Below are 19,700 nucleotides of genomic sequence, written 5' to 3'. Positions count from 1 at the left end.
CATGCCGCCCCTGCTCCGTATTAAAGGCCAAGTGCGGCGCGGCGTTCTTCGGCAAAGCCCTGCACGATGCGGTCTGCGATCAGTGCCAGAATCGCCATCGCAGCCCCGGCCGAGATCCCCAGCCCGACATCCGCCTGACCCAGCGCCAGATAGATCGACTGACCCAAGCCAGTGGTCCCGATCAATGCCGCGATGACCAGCATTGCAAAGGCGTAAAGGATGGTCTGGTTCAGCCCCAGAAGAATGGTTGGCGCGGCATAGGGTGCACGCACGTCCCGCATGATCTGCCACTCGGTTGCGCCACTGGAAATCGCGGCTTCCATCATTTCCTCTGGCGTGTTGACGAGCCCGTGCCGCGTGTAACGGATCATCGGGACAATCGCGTAGGCACAAATTGCGAGGAACGCCGAGAACTCGCCGATCTGGAACACCATCAGCACGGGGATCAGGAACACGAACAATGGAATCGTCTGCAGCATGTCGCAGATCGGGCGAACCACTTTCCAAACCGGCTCCCAAACCGCGCTGGCAAGACCAATCAGGCCGCCGACGACTGCGCAGGAAAACACCGCCGCGCCGCTGAGGTAGAGCGAAAGAAGCGCCCTTTCCCAAAGGCCCGAAACGAGAATGGTGCAAAGAAGCCCCACGCATAGCGCCGCAAGACGCCACCCACCCGCAACCCAACCCAAAGCAGCTGCGCCAGTCAGCACAAAGGGCCATGGCAGATTGGCAATGCCTGTTTCCAGCATGCCAATCAGGATCAGAACGATCAGCCCACCCGTTAGCCGCCCGCGCCACGCCATCAACAGGGCAATCACGGCACCAGCGGCGAACAGGCCATAGCTCATGCCCGCTGTCCATTGAAAGCCCCAGGTGAAAGGCAGAACTGCCTGATCCAGCCCGATCCGCAACGGAAGCAGCACATAGAACAGCGAGTTGTTCTTAAGCGCATCCAGCCACGGGCCGTTGTTTTGCGTAAACGCCGTCAGGCCGCTATCTACGGCTTCGGCCATTGGGTCCAGCAGGGTCAGCTCGGACGGGTTCGGCAGCCGCGCCCAGAAGGCGACCGTGAAAATAACTGCAAAGCCCAGCATTGCCCAGACAACGCGGCTGTCATAGCGTTTGCGCTCGGTTGCCAGCGTGCCGCTCATCCGGTCGATCACGACGGCAAAGACCACGATGACCAAACCAGCCATCAGCGATTCACCGAACTGGGCCTTGCGCATGGTCAGCAGAACCTCCCACCCGATATCGTTGAAACCTCCGATAACGGCGGCAATGATGACCATCGACAAGGCGGCCATCAGACATTGGTTCACACCGACCATGATCTGCGTTGTGGCAGCAGGGATTTCGACCTGAAACAATTGCTGGAACCGGGTGCCACCAGACATAATGGCGGCTTCTTTGATCTCGGGCTCTACCCGCTCTAGCCCCAGCATCACATTGCGCGCCATAGGCGGTGCGGCATAGATGGCCGACGCGATCAGACCCACAACAGGCCCAAAGCCGAAAAGCAGCAAAAGCGGGGTCAGATACGCAAACGTCGGCACCGTCTGCATGATATCCAGAACGGCCTGTACAAAGGATTTCACCTTCGGCACCTCGTTGGCGAGGATGCCGATACCGCCGCCCAGTATCAGCGCCACCGGGACGGATACTGCGACAAGGGCCAGCGTGTTCATGCTTTCAGCCCAATACCCCGACGCCAGAACGAAACTGAGCCCCAGAAAACCCAGCGCCGCCATGGGCATTCCGCCCAGATACCAGCCCAGCGCGGTCACAATCCCGATCAGAATGGGCCATGGCGTATTGCCCAGCACGAAATTCGCCCAGTTCATTGGATAGGTCATCATGTCCGAGAACAACCGCATCGCCGGTTTGATCAGGTTCAGAAACCAATCCAGAAACGCACCAACCCATTGGGTTGCCGGCAGTTCCCACGCAGTTGGCCATTTGACCAGCCACGGGGCGACACCCTCAAGTGCCAGACAAACCGCGCCGACGATGACCGTGATCAAAGCAGCTTTCGCACCCGCCGTCAGGTGCGCGCTGTGTCGCGTCGGAAGATCAGTGACAGCGGTCATGCTTCGTCCACCTGCAATGCAGCGGCCAGATCAGAGGGATGAACAGTGCCGACAACATTGCCGCTGGCATCCCGCACCGGCACGGGCTCATAAAGCTCCATGCAATGTGCAAGAGCGGCATCCAGTGTCATGGAGGTTGTCAAACCGGGATCGTCGGGGCCACATTCATTTTCGCTCCGCATGACCGACGCGACCTTGGCGTGCTGTCCCTTGGCGACATCTTTCGAAAACTCTCGGACGTAGTCGTCGACAGGCCGCAGCACGATATCCGTTGGCGTTCCGATCTGGACGATCTTGCCGTCACGCATGATCGCGATGCGGTCGGCCAGCTTCAAAGCCTCTTGGATATCGTGCGTGATGAATACGATGGATTTCTTCAAAGTGGCCTGAATGCGCAGGAACTCGTCTTGCAACTGACGACGGATCAGCGGGTCAAGGGCTGAAAACGGCTCGTCCAGAAACCAGATATCGGGGTTCACGGCCAAGGACCGCGCGATACCCACGCGCTGACGCTGACCACCCGAAAGCTGGCGAGGGAAACTGTCTTCGCGCCCTTCCAGACCGACAAGCGAGATAACTTCCTGCGCCCGTGCCAGACGTTCTTTTTTGCCTACTCCCTGCACACGCAGCGGATAAGCCACGTTTTCAGCAACAGTCATATGTGGGAACAGTCCAAAGTGCTGGAACACCATGCCCAGCTTCTTTCGGCGCAGCTCGGTCAGCGCCTTTTTTGAGGCTCCGATCACATTCTCGCCATCGACCCGAATCTCGCCACCCGTGCCGGGCAACAGTTGCGAGATACAGCGGATCAACGTGGATTTGCCCGAGCCTGACAAGCCCATGATAACGAACAGCTCGCCTTCTTTGACCTCGAAATTGGCGTCCTGCACCGCCGGGATGAACCCGTTTTCTCGCAGATCAGAGGCGGCCTTGTCAGCGTCATTCCCTGACCGAGACAGCGCGTCGGTCAGGGCCTTGTCAGCGCCGGGGCCAAAGACCTGCCAGAGATTCTGGCAGGCAATGGCTGGCGTCGTCGTATCAGTCACTTACGCAAGCTCACTTGGTCGCTGCGTCAACGACTGGACGCCATTTGTCTTCGTTCTCGGCCATCCAAGCGGCGACAACTTCTTCGACCTGTCCGCCATCAACATCGATCGCGCCCATCATCGGCTGCTGGTCTTCGACCGCCAATTGATAGTTGGACAGGATTTCATACGCGGCGGGCCACTTGTCTTCCATGCCGCTCCAGCTGGCTTTGAAGATGCGGGACGGCGAGAAGTCACAATCGTTGACCGCATTGGGGTTCGGGCCCCATGCCGGATCGTTGAAGCACGCCTCTTCGCCCGCAGGCAGATCGACAAACTGAACATCATAGGCCGACATCGCCCAGTGCGGTTGCCAGAAGGTGATCAGCAATGGCGATTTACGCTCGGTCGAGGCGCGCAACTCGGCGATCAGAGCACCCTCGGACCCCGCTGGTACGGCTTTGAACGGCAATTCAAGCCCGGTCATGCGATCCGCGCCGGGTGTGCCCCAATCGGCCGGATAATCGACCAGGCGGCCACCAGGCAGAGTTTCTGCCGTAGCAAATACCTGCGCGCAATCTTTCAACGCTTCCCATGCGGGCAGGCCCGGGCACAGATCAGCCACATGCGCCGGGTATGCGATGCCTTCCTTGGCATCCAGACCCAGATCGCCGATTTCGACCACAGTACCTTCTTCAACCTTCTTGGCGTACTCGTCCGACACGTTGGACGACCAGATTTCCAGCGTCGCATCGATGTCGCCATCCGCCAGAGCCTGGAACTGGTTCATCATGCCCGCAGTCACGTATTCGACGTTATATCCTGCGGCCTTGAGCATCTCACCTGCCACATGAGTGGTCACGTGCTGGCCGGTCCATTCGTTGATCGCCAGCTTGATCGGCTCGTCCACTGCGCCCATATCCGCAGCTTGCACCGCACCCGCGACGCTCAGAGCCATTAGGCTTAAACTCAGTTTTTTCATGGACTTTCTCCCTGTCTTATTTGTTTTGCCCACCCCGGCGAGGGATATCCCGCCGGTATATTTGTCTGATGACAATACCATGTCGCAACATGCACAAATTTTGCCGGAAAAGGAAAGTGTCGCGATTATGAAAGGCAGAAAGTACTGCCCAGCCAAATCACTTTCGCCTCCCCCAGACGTGATGAACGCACTCAACCCGGCCTGCCGTGGCCCCACGGATTGCGGCGCGGGACATTGACTGACGAGTCAATCAGAAACCAACTTTCGACCGTTTGTCGAGAATTTCTTTGAAAAAACCGTACTTTTTCTTACCCGACTAAAAAACTGGTCACTGTATCGCCAGACAGTGGTGACTTTACTTTTTGATTGCAAAGATGGAACAAAAGGTAAACACTCAAGAGGTGAAATCTGAGGCTGGGTAAATGCGCGCATTTGACGAAATCTTCGAAATTGCTGCTGAACGACACGGCGGTACAGATGCTTTGCAATCCATGCTGCACAAGCCCAAAAGCCCGGATGAACTGGCAGCCCTGCCAGAAGATCGTTGGCTGGCCATCATTACGAAATGCGTTTTTCAGGCTGGGTTCAACTGGAAGGTCATCGAAAGCAAATGGGATGGCTTCGAAGCCGCGTTTGATGGTTTTGATGTGGGGCGTTGTGCTTTTATGGATGACGAAAAATTCGATGCGTTGTTGCAAGATACGCGAATCGTGCGCAACGGCACCAAGATTTCAGCGGTGCGGGACAACGCTGTGTTTCTGATGGAATTGCGTGAAGAAGGCGGCGCGGGCAAAGTGCTGGGTGGCTGGCCTTCGCAAGATTATATCAGTTTGCTGGCACTGTTGGCCAAGCGCGGCGCGCGTCTGGGTGGGGCGTCGGCACAATATGCTATGCGGTTCATTGGGCGTGACAGCTTTATTCTGTCTCAGGACGTCACCGCCCGATTGATCGCCGAGGGCGTGATCGACAAACCCGCCTCATCCAAGAAAGCGATGCTAGCTGTTCAGCAAGCCTTTAACACCTGGATGGATCAATCCGGGCGATCCTTGACGGAAATCAGCCGCGTTCTGGCCATGAGCCTGTGAAAACGGTTTGCTGAACGGGCGCAGCAGACTAGGATTCTTCATATGTTTCTGCGCTTATTTCTAGTTACTTTCTTATTTCTATCGTCTTGCGGCCGCCCGCTGACTGAACCCGAGCGCGTGTTTGCAGAAAGTGTTCAAGGCGAAACACTGAACCTGGACAACGTACGTCTGGTCGAAGGCGCACCAGTTGCTCCGGTCACGTATTTCCGGGAAGAACGCCCACGTCTGGCCTGCCGCGAACGCATCCTGCCACCTGTCGAAGCGGGGCTTGTCACCGGCAAACCCGCTGCCGTCGCCCTATTCAACAAGGTTTATTTTGCGCGCGACTGGTATCTGGAAGATTATATGACCGACTTCCCTGATCAGATGAACCTGATCGCCGCGATGCTGCTGGCCCATGAATTGACCCATGTCTGGCAATGGCAGAATCGTGCAACCACCGGCTATCACCCCTTGCGGGCCGCAGCGGAACACGGCGGGCGGCGGGATCCGTATCTGTTCGATCTGGACACCTCGCCTGACTTTTTATCCTACGGCTTCGAACAGCAGGGCGCGATTGTCGAGGAATACGTGTGTTGCCGCGCGCTGGACCCTCAGGCCGAGCGTACAAGAAGGCTCCACACTATGCTGGGTGCACATTTCGACTTGGCCCCATTGCCGGAAAAAGGGCGTGAACGGGCGGTTCTTTTGCCCTGGAGCGAGGCCGAAGTAGACGGGATTTGCAGTCAGTCCTGAAGCGTTTCCAGATAGGCCACCAGATCCACAATAGGTTGGCTTGTCAGTATCGGCTGGCCCTGCGGTGTTTTCATGGACGTGTCCTGTCCGTCGAAATACGGACCATAAACCGGCATCGGGCTGCCGTGGCTGACCAACGGGTCGCGCCCATCGATTCGGGCAACCACACGAGCAGTTGGGAATACACCGTCTTCGCCGGACAAACTGGTCAAATCACTTGGCTGCACAACCAGCACGCTTGCCATCGGCCCCTGCCCGGTCGCATCGATCCCGTGACAGGTTGCACAATAGTGCATGTAAAGCTCTTCACCGGTCTTGGCGTCTTGCGCAAAAACGGCCTGAGAGGTGGCGAGCGAAATAGATAAAACCAGCACACCAAGTTTTGCTTTGAACATCGTATCCTCCTGCCACGATAGACATTTGCAGGGTTGCCCGGTGGACGCCTTGGCGCAATGATCCAGATCAACGCAGGCGGGAGGATGCAGGCCATGACACAATACGCAGCCATTATGTTGGCAGCCGGGATCGGAGTGCCAATTCTGGCTGCTTTGAACGCGGCACTGGGCAAGCTGATCGGGTCGCCGACCACTGCCGCCGTGATCCTGTTTGCAATCGCCTTTGCCGCTTCGGCGCTGGTCATGTTGCTGTTCCCAGGGTTCGAAGCGCTGTCCAAGGTTGCTGAGGCCCCGAGACACCTGCTGCTGGCCGGCGTGCTGATCGCGTTCTACGTTCTGTCAATCACTCACGTCGCCCCACATTTCGGGGTGGGCAACGCGGTCTTCTTTGTTCTGCTGGGCCAATTGATCAGCACGGCAGCCATTGACCATTTCGGTCTCTTCGGGGCGCAGATCACGCCGCTGACATGGGTGCGGGCCGGGGGTATTGCCGTGATGGCCGTTGGTGTTGCGATCACTCAACTGGCCTGAGCACCCCGCCTTCCAGTTTGACCATCCGGTCCATACGGGCCGCCAGATCAAGGTTGTGCGTCGCAATTAAGGCCGACAACCCTTCGTCGCGCACCAGAGCCATCAGTGCATCAAACACCTGATCCGAGGTTTCGGGGTCCAGATTGCCTGTTGGCTCATCCGCCAACAAAACGCGCGGCGTGTTGGCAAGCGCCCGGCAAAATGCAACGCGCTGTTGCTCGCCGCCCGACAGCGCCGCTGGGCGGTGGCTGGCGCGTGGGGCGACGCCTACCCGATCCAGAAGATCCATGGCCCGCTTTTGCGCTGCTTTTTCAGAGATGCCGTTCGCCAGTTGCGGCAAGGTGATGTTTTCAAGCGCTGTGAACTCAGGCAGCAAGTGATGGAACTGATAGACGAACCCGACATCCTGCCGACGCAGCGCGGTTCTGGTGCGGTCGCCCTTGCCAGCCACGCTTTGCCCGGCAATTTCGACCGAGCCTTCGTCGGGCATATCCAACAATCCGGCAATGTGAAGTAACGTTGATTTGCCCGCTCCGGACGGGGCAACCATCGCCACGGCCTCTCCCGCGCGCAGATCCAGATCGACGCCACGCAGAACCTGTACTTCGCCCGGTGTGCCCTTGAGGTAGGTTTTGGTCAGGCCATTCAGACGCAATGTGACATCATTCATAGCGCAACGCCTCGACCGGGTTCAGACGCGCCGCACGGCGCGCTGGAAAATAGGTGACGATGAAGGACAGGCCAAGTGACAGGCCAATTGCCTTGAGCACATCGCTCAGGTGCAGCTCGGCCGGCAAAGCATAAATGCCCCGGATCGACGGATCCCAGACGCCGCCGCCCATCACGTAATTTACGAAAGAAAAAATCGGATCGATATAGATCGCAAACAGGCATCCGAGAATGACTCCCATTGCAGTCCCGATGAGCCCTGTGAATGCCCCACAGATAAAAAAGACCCGCAGAACCGACCCTTCGCTAAGTCCAATGGTCCGCAGGATGCCAATATCGCGCCCTTTGTTTTTGACCAGCATGATCAGGCCCGAAACGATATTCATCGCAGCGATCAGGACAAGAATCGACAAGATGATGAACATCACGTTGTCTTCAACTTCCAGCGCTCGCAGAAAACCTCCTGACGCATCCTGCCAGGTCCAGATCTGGCTACGCTCGCCCGAGGCTTCGAGAATCGATATCAGGATCGGGCCCAGCTCTTCTGGCTTTTCCACCATTACCTCAATCTCATCCGCCACACCTTCGCGGTTGAAAAAACTCTGGGCTTGCGAGAACGGCATATAGACACGGGTGCGGTCGATGTCATAACGCCCCGCCGAGAACACATAAACGACGCGATACGCGTTCACACGCGGCGAGGTTCCAAAGGCAGTTTTGACACCATTGGGCGAGGTCAGTTTGACAACATCCCCCACGGTGGCACCGATGCTACGCGCCACACCGGATCCGATGGCAATGACATCTTCACCGCTCTGAAACTCGGTCAGATCGCCTGCAGACTGTTCCGCCTGCGCGATACCCGGCAGGTCACGCAGATCGTCGGGCCGGATGCCAAACACCTCAACCCCGCTGCTGCGGTCACGGTTGGTGATCAACACCTGTCCTTTGACCAAAGGTGCAGTTCTTTCAACACCGGGCACCTGCGCAATCCGGGCCGAGCGGTCTTCGTAATCGACCATCGTTCGGTCGACCCGGCCCTGCGCGTCGATCTCACCTGAGGAATAAACCGTCACATGTGCGTTGGCCCCTAGAATGGTGCCCACAAATTCCGAACGGAAACCAGACCGGACCGACAATGTCGCGATCAGCGCAAACACGGCGAGGGTGATCCCGATCAGTGAAATCCACGTCATGACGCTGACACCACCTTCGGCCTTGCGGGCCCTTAGGTAACGCCATGCTATCTTCCATTCAAAAGGGGCAAAGGGCGGGGGTGTGTTGGCCATGCCTGCTCCGGGGTGTTTCTTGTTTGCGGCGACAGTTTCGGCATTTCACCCGATGGTCAAGCCGGTAGTCACCAAGACCTGGTTCCTCGGCCTGAATGCGCAGCAGTGATTCGGGTCGCCGGGGACAAGTCGCGGCGAAACGGATGACTACAAAACCCGGCGCTACACCATGAGTTGTGAAGCCCTTCACAGACAAGGTGATATTGTTTCAGTTATGAAGTTAATCATCGCACTTTGTGAGTCTGTGAATCGAAAAGGCAACAATGAGGGCGAAATTTTATTACTCTTTTTGATTATTTTCAGAAACTTTGTCACCCTAACTACGGGGGAACACATTTAAAGAGCGGGGGTCGCTCAATGAATTTTCAAATCTCTACCAATGGCGCGGGCGCAATTCCGACCCGCAGGGCATCAACAGAACTGGATTGTGAGACAGCGGCACTGCTGCGCGCGGCCATTCGGCCAATCTTTGTCAGCGCGGCAAGCTGGAGCAATCTGGCTGATATCCTCAAAGAAAAAGGGTACCGGCTGGCGTTCCGTCAGGGCCGTTTGTGCATCACGGATCGGACAACCGACGCACGCGTTTGCGGGCTACGGTTTCTGGGTCTTGAGTTTCGCGAACTGGTCAGCCGTCTGGGCCGACCGATTGTGGTCGCGCGCGGCGACGGCGCCAATGGCGACGTTCTGGCAGAGCGCCCAACGGCAGACCAGGACTGAGAGCAAAGCCAAGCAACCTAAGTTGGCCGCAGTTGACGGCCAGATCAGAATGCTGGCCGCCTAGTTTGTTCTAACGAGTTCACGGTGACTATTAATTGTGCACCTGAAGATTGCGATCAGGCGATCTTCTCATAGATTTCTGCAACCTTGGTGACCGCCGCTTCCGGGCTCAGCTCTTCGCTTTCGCCTGTACGGCGACAGGTCAGTTCAACCACACCGTTCTTCAGGCCGCGCGGTCCCACGGTGATGCGCCAGGGCAAACCAATCAGGTCCATGGTTGCAAACTTGCCCCCTGCCCGTTCGTTGCGATCATCATACAAAGGCTCCAGACCCAAAGCGGTCAGCGCCGCATAGATCTTGTCGCACGCCGCATCTGCTTCTTCATCACCCTGCTTCAGGTTCACAATTCCGCAGTGGAACGGTGTCACGCCCTCGGGCCAGATGATGCCTTTGTCGTCATGGCTGGCTTCGATGATCGCACCGATCAGGCGGCTGACGCCGATACCGTGGCTGCCCATGTGAACCGGGACGGACTTTCCGTCAGGACCCTGAACCGTTGCACCCATCGCTTCGGAGTACTTGGTGCCGAAGTAAAAGATCTGCCCAACCTCAATTCCTCGGGCCACGCGACGGCGTTCTTCGGGGATTTGATTGAACAATGCCTCGTCATGCGTCTCGTCTGTGCGCGCGTATTTTGAGGTGAACTCTTCCAGAATAGCCTGGCACTGTTCGCGGTTGTCATAGTCGATCTGGCGGTCGCCAAAGGTCAGGTCGGTGACTGCGCTGTCATAGAAGACCTCGGATTCGCCGGTATCAGCCAGCACAAGGAACTCATGCGTGTCATCGCCGCCGATCGGGCCTGAATCGGCGCGCATCGGAATGGCCTGCAGGCCCATGCGTTCGTAAGTGCGCAGATAGCTGACCAGATGGCGGTTATACGCGTGCAGCGCATCTTCTTTGGTCAGGTCGAAATTGTAGCCGTCTTTCATATAGAACTCGCGCCCCCGCATCACGCCAAAGCGCGGGCGGATTTCATCGCGGAACTTCCACTGGATTTGATACAGCGTCAGCGGCAGGTCCTTGTAGCTGTTGACGTGGCCGCGGAAGATATCTGTCACCAGCTCTTCTGCGGTGGGCGTATACAACATGTCGCGTCCATGACGGTCCTGCATGCGCAGCATTTCCTGACCGTAATCGTCATAGCGACCGGATTCGCGCCACAGGTCGGCCGACTGCAGGATGGGCATCTGGATCGCGATGTGGCCTGCACGCGCCTGTTCCTCGTGCACGATGTTTTCCAGCTTGCGCAGCACTTTGAAGCCCAGCGGCAGCCACGAATAAATCCCGGCAGCGGCTTGCTTGATCATGCCCGCGCGCAACATCAGCCGGTGGCTGACGATCTGGGCCTCAGACGGGTTTTCCTTGAGAACGGGCAGAAAGTAACGGCTCAGGCGCATGGATGGACCTTCAAAGGTAAGAATTCGACTGCACAGGTGATTATGCCAAAGCCCCGCCGGGGGCAATCGAACATTGGCAGTTTTGCGACTTCGCGTCAGTCGGTTTTTTGATTGACCCGCCAATAGGGAGTTTCAATTGTAACAGAATTGCGAAACTCAAGAGGCGCCGATGCAAACCATTCAGGAACCAGCCCGCCAAATCCCCGTCATTCATCAGACCGACGTGTTGGTTGTTGGCTCTGGTCCCGCAGGGCTGGCCGCAGCACTGGCGGCGGCACGCGCCGGGGCCGAAGTATCTCTGGTCGACCGCTTTGGTTGCATGGGCGGCAACATCACTGCCGTGGGTGTCGAGGGGTTCGCGTGGTACCGCCACGAAAAAACCGTTGAAGCAGGCGGTATCGGCATGGAATTCGAAACCCGCGCCAAAGACATGGGCGCGGCTGTACCTGAAAGCCAGTCGCTGAGCTATGAACTGGACAGCGAAGGGTTCAAGCTGGTGGCCGACAAGCTGGTCGAAGAGGCAGGCGTGCATCCAATGCTGCACCGTCAGTTCGTCGCCCCTATCATGGAGGGCGACCGGATCACCGGGATTATCACCGAATCCAAGGCCGGGCGCGAGGCAATTCTGGCCAAGGTCGTGATTGATGCCACCGGCGACGCGGATGTGGCCCATCGCGCAGGTGCTCCGACACACAAGACGCCGCGCGAGGATATGATGGCCGCCTCGGTCATGTTCCATCTGGCCGGTGTCGACAAACGCGCCTTCATGGAGGGCGTCAAAGCTGACCCGCAGACCTACAAGGACTGGGGCGGAGGCGGTGAATGGAACATCGAGACCAGCGGCAAAGAGGACGACATGTTCTCGCCCTTTGTTCACAAACCGTTCCAACAGGCCATAGATGAGGGCCTGATCCCACCACATCTGAACACCATCGCAGGCACCTGGGGCGCAATGCATGACACGGGGGAACTGACCTATATGAACCTCATCCATCTGGCCGAGATCGACGGCACCGACCCCGACAGCCTGACACGCGGTGAGATTGAGGGCCGCCGCCAGTCGATGCTGGCCATCGACGCCCTGCGTCGGTTCATGCCGGGCTGTGAAAACGCGCGGCTTCGGAACTTCGGTATGACCATTGGCATCCGCGACACGCGCAAGATCGATGCGGTCTATAACATGACCGAAAACGACGCCCGCCATCAGGGTCGCTTTGAAGATACCATTGGCATCTATCCCGAATTCATCGACGGTTATGGCATTCTGATCCTGCCAACCACGGGGCGGTACATGCAGGTTCCCTATCGCTCAATGCTGCCAAAGGGTATCAAGGGGCTGCTGGTTGCAGGTCGGTCGCATGGTGCAGATCGGGTAGCGCATGCCGCCACGCGCAACATGGCCTGTTGTGCGGTCATGGGTCAGGGTGCAGGCATTGCGGCCGCCCTTTCACTCAAAAGCAATCAGGACCTGGACCAGTTGAATTTGGCACCTGTTCACACGGAACTGGAACGCCAGGGGGTCAGGATTCACTGATGGACAGCATTCCAACAATCGACATCTCGCCTTTGAGCGAACCGAAAACCGATGCGTACGAAGCAACAGTGCAGCACATTCTTGAGGCTTGCACCGGGATCGGGTTCCTGTCCATCACCGGGACAGGCGTGGCTCAGGAAACCGTTGATCAAGTCAGACAGACGACCCGAGAGATCTTTGCCATCGATGAAGCGCGCAAATGGGATCAGGCCATTACCCGCGAAAACTATCGCGGCTATATTCCAATGGGCTTCTTCACACCCAACGATGGCTCGGGCAACGCGGACAAATACGAAGGCTACAAGCTACATCACGAAGTCGCGGCAAATGCCCCGGTACGCTCGGTCTGTTCTTTGTACGGGCCGAACCTGTGGCCGGACGAAGTACCCGGCGCTAAAGAAATCATTCTGGGTTACTGGAGCCAGCTGGATCGGGTCGCCGATCATTTACTCGGGGCGTTAGAGGCCGGTCTGAACCTGAAGCCAGACTCGCTGCGCAGTGCGTTCCAGGACCCGATGACCAACATGACCCTGCTACACTATCCGCCGCAGGCTGAGGGCGAGGCGGGCTATGGCATCCATCCGCACAAGGACACGGACGCGCTGACCATCATCGCCCCAGATCCGGTGGGCGGACTTGAAGTGCAGACGCGCACTGGGGGATGGATCACGCCAAACTGCCCGCCGGGTGGGTTTGTCGTAAATATCGGCGATATGCTGGAGCTTTGGTCCGGCGGCCGGTTGAAATCCACGCCGCATCGGGTTGTTAACCGGTCAGGCAAGGAACGGTACTCTTTCCCTTACTTCGCCGTCCCTCGCCACGACGTCATCGTCGAGCCATTGTTGGCTGCGCTGCCGGGTTTCGACCGCCCTGCTGTCCATTGCGGGCATTGGTCTGCCGAAATCTGGCGCACCAACTGGCCTGACGAGACCGCTGGCGACGATACGCCTGAACTGGGGACACTAAAGGACTAAAGGCCGCAAATTCAGGCCAAATGAAGCGCTTGCATCACACGCCTTGATACGCCAAGAACACCATCAATGACCTGAAAAAGGGGATCGCGATGGCATTGCCGGTTAAGGATCAGCTGAGATACTGGGGCGTTGCCGCTGTTGTATTTGTGTTGATCCTCTGGGCCTTGGGAGATGTCCTGCTGCCGTTTGTGATCGGCGGGGCCATTGCCTATTTTCTTGACCCCGTTGCTGATCGGCTTGAACGGCTTGGCCTGTCGCGCATGGCCGCCACGGCAATCATTACCGTTGTTGGCATTCTGGGGTTTGTGTTGGCTATCCTGATGGTCGTGCCAGCCCTGATCACCCAGTTGCTGGATCTTGTGGACGTGATGCCTGAGCTTTTCAAGCAATTGCGCGGCTTCGTAGAAAAACAGTTCCCATCCCTGTTGGACCGAGAATCCAGCACGCACCAGATGCTCGTGTCTTTTGGCGAAACGCTCAAGTCCAAAACCGGGGACGTTTTGCAAACGGTGCTGACCTCGCTGGGGTCTGCCATCAACATCGTGGTTCTTTTGGTCATCGTGCCGGTTGTTGCTGTCTACCTTCTGTTGGACTGGGATCGCATGATCGCCCGGATTGGAGAGTTGCTGCCGCGCGATCACGCCCCCACTATCAAACGTTTGGCGAGCGAGATTGATGCCGTTCTGGCCTCTTTCGTGCGCGGGATGGGTACGGTCTGTCTGATCCTTGGCACGTATTATGCGGTGGCCCTGATGCTCGCGGGTCTGCAATTCGGCCTGATCGTGGGTTTCATTGCGGGGTTGGTCACGTTCATTCCCTATCTGGGTGCTTTGATCGGTGGCACGCTGGCCATCGGACTGGCACTGTTCCAGTTCTGGGGCGACTGGGCTCATATTGGCCTGATCGCGGGTATTTTTGCCATTGGGCAAGTGACCGAGGGCAATTTTCTGACACCCAAGCTGGTCGGAAACTCCGTTGGGCTGCACCCGGTCTGGCTGTTGCTGGCGCTGTCGGTCTTTGGCGCGCTGTTTGGCTTTGTCGGGATGCTGGTGGCCGTACCGGTCGCAGCGGCCCTTGGCGTTCTGGCCCGGTTTGGAACTTCGCTCTATCTGGACAGCCCCCTGTACACCGGTCTTGAAAGCCAGGATCAGGAAACCGAGTAAATGGCCCGACAACTCAGCTTTGATCTGCCCGCCAAAACTGCGCTTGGGCGAGAAGACTTCTTTGTCTCGCCTGCCAATGCTTTGGCCGTTGCAATGATCTCGGCCACGTCCTGGCCCGGAAACAAGCTGGTGCTGAGCGGCCCTGCAGGCGCGGGCAAAACCCACCTGGCGCATGTCTGGGCCGGTGAAACCGGCGGTCGGATCATCCAGGCCTCTGAATTGCGCTATGACGACGTACCAGAACTGGCGCGCAAACCGATTGCAGTTGAAGACGTGCCGATGATTGCCGGAAATCTGGAACAGCAAAAAACGCTGTTTCACCTACACAATCTGATTCTGGCCGAAGGGCACGCCCTGTTGATGACCGGCAGGCTTGCGCCGAAGTTCTGGGAATTGCCGCTGGCCGATCTGCAAAGCCGCGTTGAAGGGGCCCATCACGTCGCGTTGGACCCGCCCGATGACGCCCTTTTGGGCGCTGTATTGGCCAAGCTTTTCGTGGACCGTCAGTTGAATCCCGGCCCCGAAGTCATTGCCTATCTCGTTAAGCATATGGACCGACGATTTGAATCCGCCGCAAACGTTGTCAAGCAACTGGACCAGCTGGCATTGACGGAAAAACGTGACATCACACGCGCATTGGCCGTCCGGGTTTTGAACACAAGCCCGGATGAGATCGAGACGGGTGATTGACCCGCAAGCTCCAATTTCGCATCCTCTGACTGCACTATCTGGAAGACACATGGATCAGACCGTCGAAACCGACATCCCGGACTGGGGACCCTTCGGAAAACCATTGTTCGACGACCCTGGCACGCGGGCCTTGTCACGGGTTGGGGTGGTCGATGTTGGGTCGAACTCGGTTCGGATGGTCATCTTTGACGGCGCGGCCCGGTCACCTGCTTATTTCTACAATGAAAAGGTGATGTGCGAACTGGGCGCGGGCCTTTCCGAGACAGCGCGGTTGAACCCACGCGGGCGCGACCGCGCTTTGGCGGCGCTGCGCCGGTTCCAGCATCTGGCGATGGATCTGGACCTTCCCGGCCTACACGTGGTGGCCACAGCCGCCGTGCGCGAAGCCAAGGACGGCCCCGATTTCTGCGCGCAGGTCAAAGCGGAAACCGGATTGAATGTTGCTGTGATTGACGGCGAGGAAGAGGCGCGCCTGTCAGCACAAGGCGTGTTGCTGGGCTGGCCCGGCGCGTACGGCCTGATCTGCGACATTGGCGGCTCGTCCATGGAATTAGCCGAAATCGGCGACGGTCAGGTCGGCAGACGTGTAACCTCAGCCCTCGGACCGCTGAAGCTGCGCGACATCAAAGGCGGACGGCGCGCGCGCAAGGCGCATATCAAGTCTACCATGGAAGAGCTGCGCGATCAGATGGGTCCACAGCGGGATCGTCTGTTTCTGGTCGGTGGCAGCTGGCGCGCCTTTGCGCGACTGGACATGCTTCGGCGGGGCTATCCGCTGAACGTGCTGCACGAATACCGCATGACCACCAAACAGGTGCGTGAAACGATCAAGTTCATCGAAAAGAATGACCCCGACAAGCTGCGCAGTCAGGCTGGGGTCTCAAGCTCGCGTATGTCCTTGATTCCGTATGCAATGGACGTGCTGGCCCGGCTGATCCGAACGTTCAAACCCAAGGACATTGCAATTTCAAGCTACGGCATCCGCGAAGGTCTGCTTTACGAACAAATGTCACAGGAACTACGCGACCGCGACCCGTTGATCGAAGCCAGTCGCTTTTCCGAAGCCAAAGATGCGCGCCTGCCCGGCTTTGGTCGCCACCTTTATGATTTTGTGATGCCCTTGTTCAGGTCAGCACCGCCCAGCCGGGTACGCCTGATCAAGGCGGCCTGTCTGTTGCACGACGTCAGTTGGCGGGCCCACCCGGATTACCGGGCCGAAGCATGTTTCGACTACGTCACCCGCGCAAATCTTGGTGGCCTGAAGCATTCTGAGCGTGTCTTTATCGGGCTGGCACTACAACACCGCTATCGCAACAAACGTGAAGGCAATCGGTTTGCCCCGTTGTATGAGTTGCTGGACGAGAAAGACCAGAAACAAGCCGAGATTCTGGGTAAGGCCATGCGATTTGGCGCGATGCTTTGGATGCACAACGATGCCAATATGGGGCAACTGAAACTCTATCCCAAAAAACGCGAGCTAGAGCTGTATCTGCCTGAAGCTGCGGCGCCTTTGTTCAGCGAAGTGGCCGAAGCGCGCCTGAACTCACTGGCCAGCGCACTGAAATCCGAAATGCGCGTGATCATCAAAAACTGAGATTGCCTCAGATATCAGTTGCGCCCTCGGGAACCTCTTCATCCTTGCCTTCAGGCTCGGGCAGGTCTTCAATCGGCTTTTTGCGGATAATTATGTCGCCGTTCGGCAGGATTTCCGGCAATTCATAAGCGCTCCAATCCTTGACCTCAGCCGCCAGTTCCGCCAACGCGGGACCCATCTCTTGCAGGAAAGACTGCATGGCCGGTCCAAACTCGTCCGCCATCCCAAGCAACTCATCCAGTGCCGGTTCCATTTCCTTGCGCAGCCCTTCGAAAAACAACTCGGCCCCCTGTTCCATCAGGGATTTGCCTGTGTCTTCTTGTGCCAGTGTTGGTGCTGCCAAAGACGCCCACACGACGCTGATCAAAACAATCCGTTTCATAACGTTGATATAAGCCTTCAGACGCAAGCTGCAAAGGTTACAGATCAATATCCAGAGTGACCGGGAAATGGTCCGAAGCTGTCAACAACGCCTGCCGCAACTCTGGTTCAGACCAGCATGCAGCATCCCGAAACGGATGCCAAATACGCCAGGTTGGATCAAAGGCACGCAAATCCTCTGAGATCATGATGTAATCCAGCAAGGCCTCAAGAAACCGGCCTTCATCGGGGCGCGCAAAACGCGCAGTGGACGGCACTGATCCCGGCCTGAACTCATGCGCTCTGACCGCATGTGGATCATACAGCCCCGCTTGCAACAATATCTCAACCGACGACCGCCCAAAGAGGTGTTCAAACTCATCCAGGCCCGGCCCGTCATTCAGATCGCCCAGCAAAACAACAGACTCGTCCTGCGCCAAATGCCCCTCGACCCGTCGGGCCAACCAAACCGCCTGCGCAAGTTGCTTGCGGCGATTGGCAATCGAAATGCGGATCGCCTCATCCCTTGAATCTGCTCCATGCGGCGCTTTTGACTTTAGATGCGCCCCGATCAACCTGACGTCCTTGCCCGCCTGAGTAGTAAGAGCCAGTTCCATTGGCGGTTTGGAAAATTGGACGATGTCTTCGGTCGCATCAACATCCAAGTCAATTTTAAACTCGCCATCGAACCGAGGGGCGGACAGGTCGTCGATGTCCCCTTTTGGATCGTGACGCACGCTCAGAACGGATCTGTCATACAGCAGCGCCAGTTCCTGATGTGTGTCATTGGCAAAACCCATAACTGCGTCAGCGGTACGTAGATCGAACACCTCGGCAAAGGCCTGCAACGCGCGCACCGTGTTCTGGCGTTTGCCTGTGTTCGGGGCCTCGACGATCAGAACTGCATCAGCATCTATCGCGGTCAGCACCTTGGCTATCGCCTCGAACTGCTGAGCTTTTGTGACGTCGTGCCGGCCCGACCAGCTGTCATCAACGAGGAGAGTGTCATTTTTGTCGAAAAGATTGGCGAACCATTCGATATTGTAGGTCGCCAGCCGCATCCCCTCAGGCCGCCGCGCCGTTGATTTCATCCCAGGCGCGGTTGATGTCGATCATCTTTTTTTCAGCCAACCGGATCGCTTCTTCTGGGACCCCGCGTGCCATCATTGCGTCCGGGTGAGTTTCGCGCACCAATTTGCGCCAGACTTTGCGGATCTCAGTTACCGGCATGTCCCGTGACACGCCCAGCACCACATACGGGTCGTTGGGTGCTTCGGGCACAAACCGTGCACGCAAGGCCAGAAACTGCGCGTCGGTCTGACCGAAGATGCGGCTGACCTCTTCCAGGAATTCGTTTTCATTCGGATGATAAAACCCGTCCGCCATCGCGATGTGGAACAGCCCTTCCATCAGGTCGCAGAGCGTGGTGCTGTCTTCGGAAAACATCCGGGCGATCTTGCGGGCATAGTCCTGGTATCCGGCGACGTCCGTGCGCGCCATATTGAAAACCCGCGCCGCGCCCTCTTCATCCTCACGTGCGATCTGGAACACGTCGCGGAAGGCTGTGACCTCATCCCGCGTCACCTGTCCGTCCGCTTTGGCCATTTTTGCGCCCAGCGCAATGACGGCAATCGTGAACGCAACCGAGCGTTCAGGCGGCGAGCGCAGCTTTTCAAAAACAGCGGTCAGGCTTTCGCCTTGGGCAAGTGCGCTGAGAGCGTCTGATATGCGGGTCCAGATCGACATGGCCGTACCCTAGCGCCACAATCCGGGACTGTCAGGTGCGATAGATCATTCCGGTGAAAGAATTTTCTGCATCAGCACAAGATCCAACCACTGTCCCCATTTGTAACCGACCTGTGGCATAAGCCCGACCTGTTCAAACCCCACCGCTTTGTGGAACGCAATGGCAGACGGGTTTGCGGACGAGATGCCAGCGACCAGCACATGGACGCCTTTGGCACGCGCGGCCTGTTCAAGTTCCGTCATCAGAGCGCGGCCCGCGCCTTTCCCGCGTGCATCGGGGGCCAGTTGGATCGAGTGTTCGGAGCTGTGAGCATAACCGGGGCCCGAGCGAAAAGGCCCAAAGGTCGCAAACCCAACCACGTGATTTTCGAACTCGGCAACCAGAAAAGCCGGACCTCGGGCGCGGATATCTTCGGTGATGCTCTCAGCGCTGCGCTCGCCGGTTGTGAATGTCACCAGCGTCTCGCGAATGATTTGATTGGTGATCTCGGCAATCGCAGGAGCATCTTCTGGCCGCGCCTGTCGAACCTTCATTCCAACACACGCACGCCGTGCGGGGTTTCAAACTCGGCCCGCAAAGCGGCTGGCCCGGTGTCAAACACCACCCAGTCCAATGCGCCAAGATGCGTGGCCAGTGTCAACGCATCCGGGTGGAACACGACCAGCC

General features: G+C 57.7%; 20 protein-coding genes. 9 read left to right on the top strand and 11 right to left on the bottom strand.

Translation table 11 applies throughout. The features are described from left to right. Positions 1 to 20 precede the first annotated feature (20 nt). The 3 genes from AC2FNU_RS09370 to AC2FNU_RS09360 are packed head-to-tail and all read right to left on the bottom strand — an operon-like array spanning position 21 to position 4,094. The gene (locus AC2FNU_RS09370; protein ID WP_496787564.1) at positions 21 to 2,087 is read right to left on the bottom strand and encodes an ABC transporter permease; all 2,067 of its coding nucleotides are present in this window, start codon (positions 2,085 to 2,087) and stop codon (positions 21 to 23) included. Then, on the bottom strand, positions 2,084 to 3,133 hold the full coding sequence (locus AC2FNU_RS09365) for a quaternary amine ABC transporter ATP-binding protein (RefSeq protein ID WP_496787562.1): 1,050 nt from the start codon (positions 3,131 to 3,133) through the stop codon (positions 2,084 to 2,086). Before AC2FNU_RS09365 ends, AC2FNU_RS09370 begins: the two co-directional genes overlap by 4 nt. 10 nt (positions 3,134 to 3,143) lie before the next feature. Then, the gene (locus AC2FNU_RS09360; RefSeq protein WP_496787559.1) at positions 3,144 to 4,094 is read right to left on the bottom strand and encodes an ABC transporter substrate-binding protein; all 951 of its coding nucleotides are present in this window, start codon (positions 4,092 to 4,094) and stop codon (positions 3,144 to 3,146) included. Positions 4,095 to 4,516: 422 nt separating this feature from the next. Between AC2FNU_RS09360 and AC2FNU_RS09355 the strand changes: the two genes are divergently transcribed. Continuing rightward, positions 4,517 to 5,179 (top strand): DNA-3-methyladenine glycosylase I, encoded by a 663-nt coding sequence (locus AC2FNU_RS09355; protein ID WP_496787556.1) that lies wholly within the window; start codon positions 4,517 to 4,519, stop codon positions 5,177 to 5,179. A gap of 42 nt (positions 5,180 to 5,221) precedes the next feature. Beyond that, a complete protein-coding gene (locus AC2FNU_RS09350; protein ID WP_496787554.1) occupies positions 5,222 to 5,914 on the top strand; it encodes a hypothetical protein in 693 nt (230 codons plus the stop codon). On the opposite strand, the gene AC2FNU_RS09345 is transcribed toward AC2FNU_RS09350, so the two are convergent. Continuing rightward, positions 5,905 to 6,309: a c-type cytochrome gene (locus AC2FNU_RS09345; protein WP_496787552.1), complete on the bottom strand. Its 405-nt coding sequence runs from the start codon at positions 6,307 to 6,309 to the stop codon at positions 5,905 to 5,907. The genes AC2FNU_RS09350 and AC2FNU_RS09345 overlap by 10 nt on opposite strands. 93 nt (positions 6,310 to 6,402) lie before the next feature. On the opposite strand from AC2FNU_RS09345, the gene AC2FNU_RS09340 reads away from it, so the two are divergent. Next, positions 6,403 to 6,840 carry a DMT family transporter gene (locus AC2FNU_RS09340; RefSeq protein WP_496787550.1) on the top strand — a complete coding sequence of 146 codons (438 nt, stop codon included), beginning with the start codon at positions 6,403 to 6,405 and terminating at the stop codon, positions 6,838 to 6,840. Here AC2FNU_RS09340 and AC2FNU_RS09335 read toward each other — a convergent pair. Both AC2FNU_RS09335 and AC2FNU_RS09330 read right to left on the bottom strand, forming a co-directional pair. Next, the gene (locus tag AC2FNU_RS09335; RefSeq protein WP_496787548.1) at positions 6,824 to 7,510 is read right to left on the bottom strand and encodes an ABC transporter ATP-binding protein; all 687 of its coding nucleotides are present in this window, start codon (positions 7,508 to 7,510) and stop codon (positions 6,824 to 6,826) included. The two genes, AC2FNU_RS09340 and AC2FNU_RS09335, sit on opposite strands and share 17 nt — an antisense overlap. After that, the gene (locus AC2FNU_RS09330; protein ID WP_496787545.1) at positions 7,503 to 8,798 is read right to left on the bottom strand and encodes a lipoprotein-releasing ABC transporter permease subunit; all 1,296 of its coding nucleotides are present in this window, start codon (positions 8,796 to 8,798) and stop codon (positions 7,503 to 7,505) included. Before AC2FNU_RS09330 ends, AC2FNU_RS09335 begins: the two co-directional genes overlap by 8 nt. A gap of 357 nt (positions 8,799 to 9,155) precedes the next feature. Between AC2FNU_RS09330 and AC2FNU_RS09325 the strand changes: the two genes are divergently transcribed. Further along, the gene (locus tag AC2FNU_RS09325) at positions 9,156 to 9,515 is read left to right on the top strand and encodes a hypothetical protein (RefSeq protein ID WP_496787541.1); all 360 of its coding nucleotides are present in this window, start codon (positions 9,156 to 9,158) and stop codon (positions 9,513 to 9,515) included. Between the two features lie 116 nt (positions 9,516 to 9,631). Here AC2FNU_RS09325 and proS read toward each other — a convergent pair whose 3' ends face one another. Continuing rightward, complete coding sequence (gene proS, locus AC2FNU_RS09320; protein ID WP_171092419.1) at positions 9,632 to 10,972, bottom strand: proline--tRNA ligase; 1,341 nt, start codon at positions 10,970 to 10,972, stop codon at positions 9,632 to 9,634. Between the two features lie 169 nt (positions 10,973 to 11,141). On the opposite strand from proS, the gene AC2FNU_RS09315 reads away from it, so the two are divergent. From AC2FNU_RS09315 to AC2FNU_RS09295, 5 genes are all read left to right on the top strand, one after another. Further along, the gene (locus AC2FNU_RS09315) at positions 11,142 to 12,506 is read left to right on the top strand and encodes an FAD-dependent oxidoreductase (protein ID WP_480798469.1); all 1,365 of its coding nucleotides are present in this window, start codon (positions 11,142 to 11,144) and stop codon (positions 12,504 to 12,506) included. Beyond that, on the top strand, positions 12,506 to 13,480 hold the full coding sequence (locus AC2FNU_RS09310) for an isopenicillin N synthase family dioxygenase (RefSeq protein WP_496787532.1): 975 nt from the start codon (positions 12,506 to 12,508) through the stop codon (positions 13,478 to 13,480). Before AC2FNU_RS09315 ends, AC2FNU_RS09310 begins: the two co-directional genes overlap by 1 nt. Before the next feature lie 89 nt (positions 13,481 to 13,569). Then, positions 13,570 to 14,643, top strand: coding sequence for an AI-2E family transporter (locus AC2FNU_RS09305; RefSeq protein ID WP_496787527.1), 1,074 nt, complete (start codon positions 13,570 to 13,572; stop codon positions 14,641 to 14,643). Further along, positions 14,644 to 15,333, top strand: coding sequence for an HdaA/DnaA family protein (locus tag AC2FNU_RS09300; RefSeq protein WP_496787524.1), 690 nt, complete (start codon positions 14,644 to 14,646; stop codon positions 15,331 to 15,333). A 49-nt stretch (positions 15,334 to 15,382) separates the two neighbouring features. Continuing rightward, positions 15,383 to 16,927 carry a Ppx/GppA family phosphatase gene (locus AC2FNU_RS09295; RefSeq protein WP_496787518.1) on the top strand — a complete coding sequence of 515 codons (1,545 nt, stop codon included), beginning with the start codon at positions 15,383 to 15,385 and terminating at the stop codon, positions 16,925 to 16,927. 7 nt (positions 16,928 to 16,934) lie between these two features. Here AC2FNU_RS09295 and AC2FNU_RS09290 read toward each other — a convergent pair whose 3' ends face one another. Genes AC2FNU_RS09290 through AC2FNU_RS09275 form a run of 4 tightly spaced genes read right to left on the bottom strand, consistent with a single transcriptional unit; the run spans position 16,935 to position 19,567 of the window. Beyond that, a complete protein-coding gene (locus AC2FNU_RS09290; RefSeq protein ID WP_496787514.1) occupies positions 16,935 to 17,309 on the bottom strand; it encodes a hypothetical protein in 375 nt (124 codons plus the stop codon). Positions 17,310 to 17,346: 37 nt separating this feature from the next. Further along, positions 17,347 to 18,348, bottom strand: a complete 1,002-nt coding sequence (locus AC2FNU_RS09285; RefSeq protein WP_496787611.1) for an endonuclease/exonuclease/phosphatase family protein — start codon at positions 18,346 to 18,348, stop codon at positions 17,347 to 17,349. 4 nt (positions 18,349 to 18,352) lie between these two features. Continuing rightward, the gene (locus AC2FNU_RS09280) at positions 18,353 to 19,033 is read right to left on the bottom strand and encodes a TerB family tellurite resistance protein (protein WP_496787509.1); all 681 of its coding nucleotides are present in this window, start codon (positions 19,031 to 19,033) and stop codon (positions 18,353 to 18,355) included. Positions 19,034 to 19,078: 45 nt separating this feature from the next. After that, positions 19,079 to 19,567 (bottom strand): GNAT family N-acetyltransferase, encoded by a 489-nt coding sequence (locus AC2FNU_RS09275; protein WP_496787504.1) that lies wholly within the window; start codon positions 19,565 to 19,567, stop codon positions 19,079 to 19,081. Positions 19,568 to 19,700: the final 133 nt, after the last annotated feature.

Source organism: Ruegeria sp. BHSB064 (genome assembly GCF_059613205.1).
The sequence above is the reverse complement of the archived record's forward strand: the minus strand, read 5'-3'. Positions and strand labels throughout refer to the sequence as shown.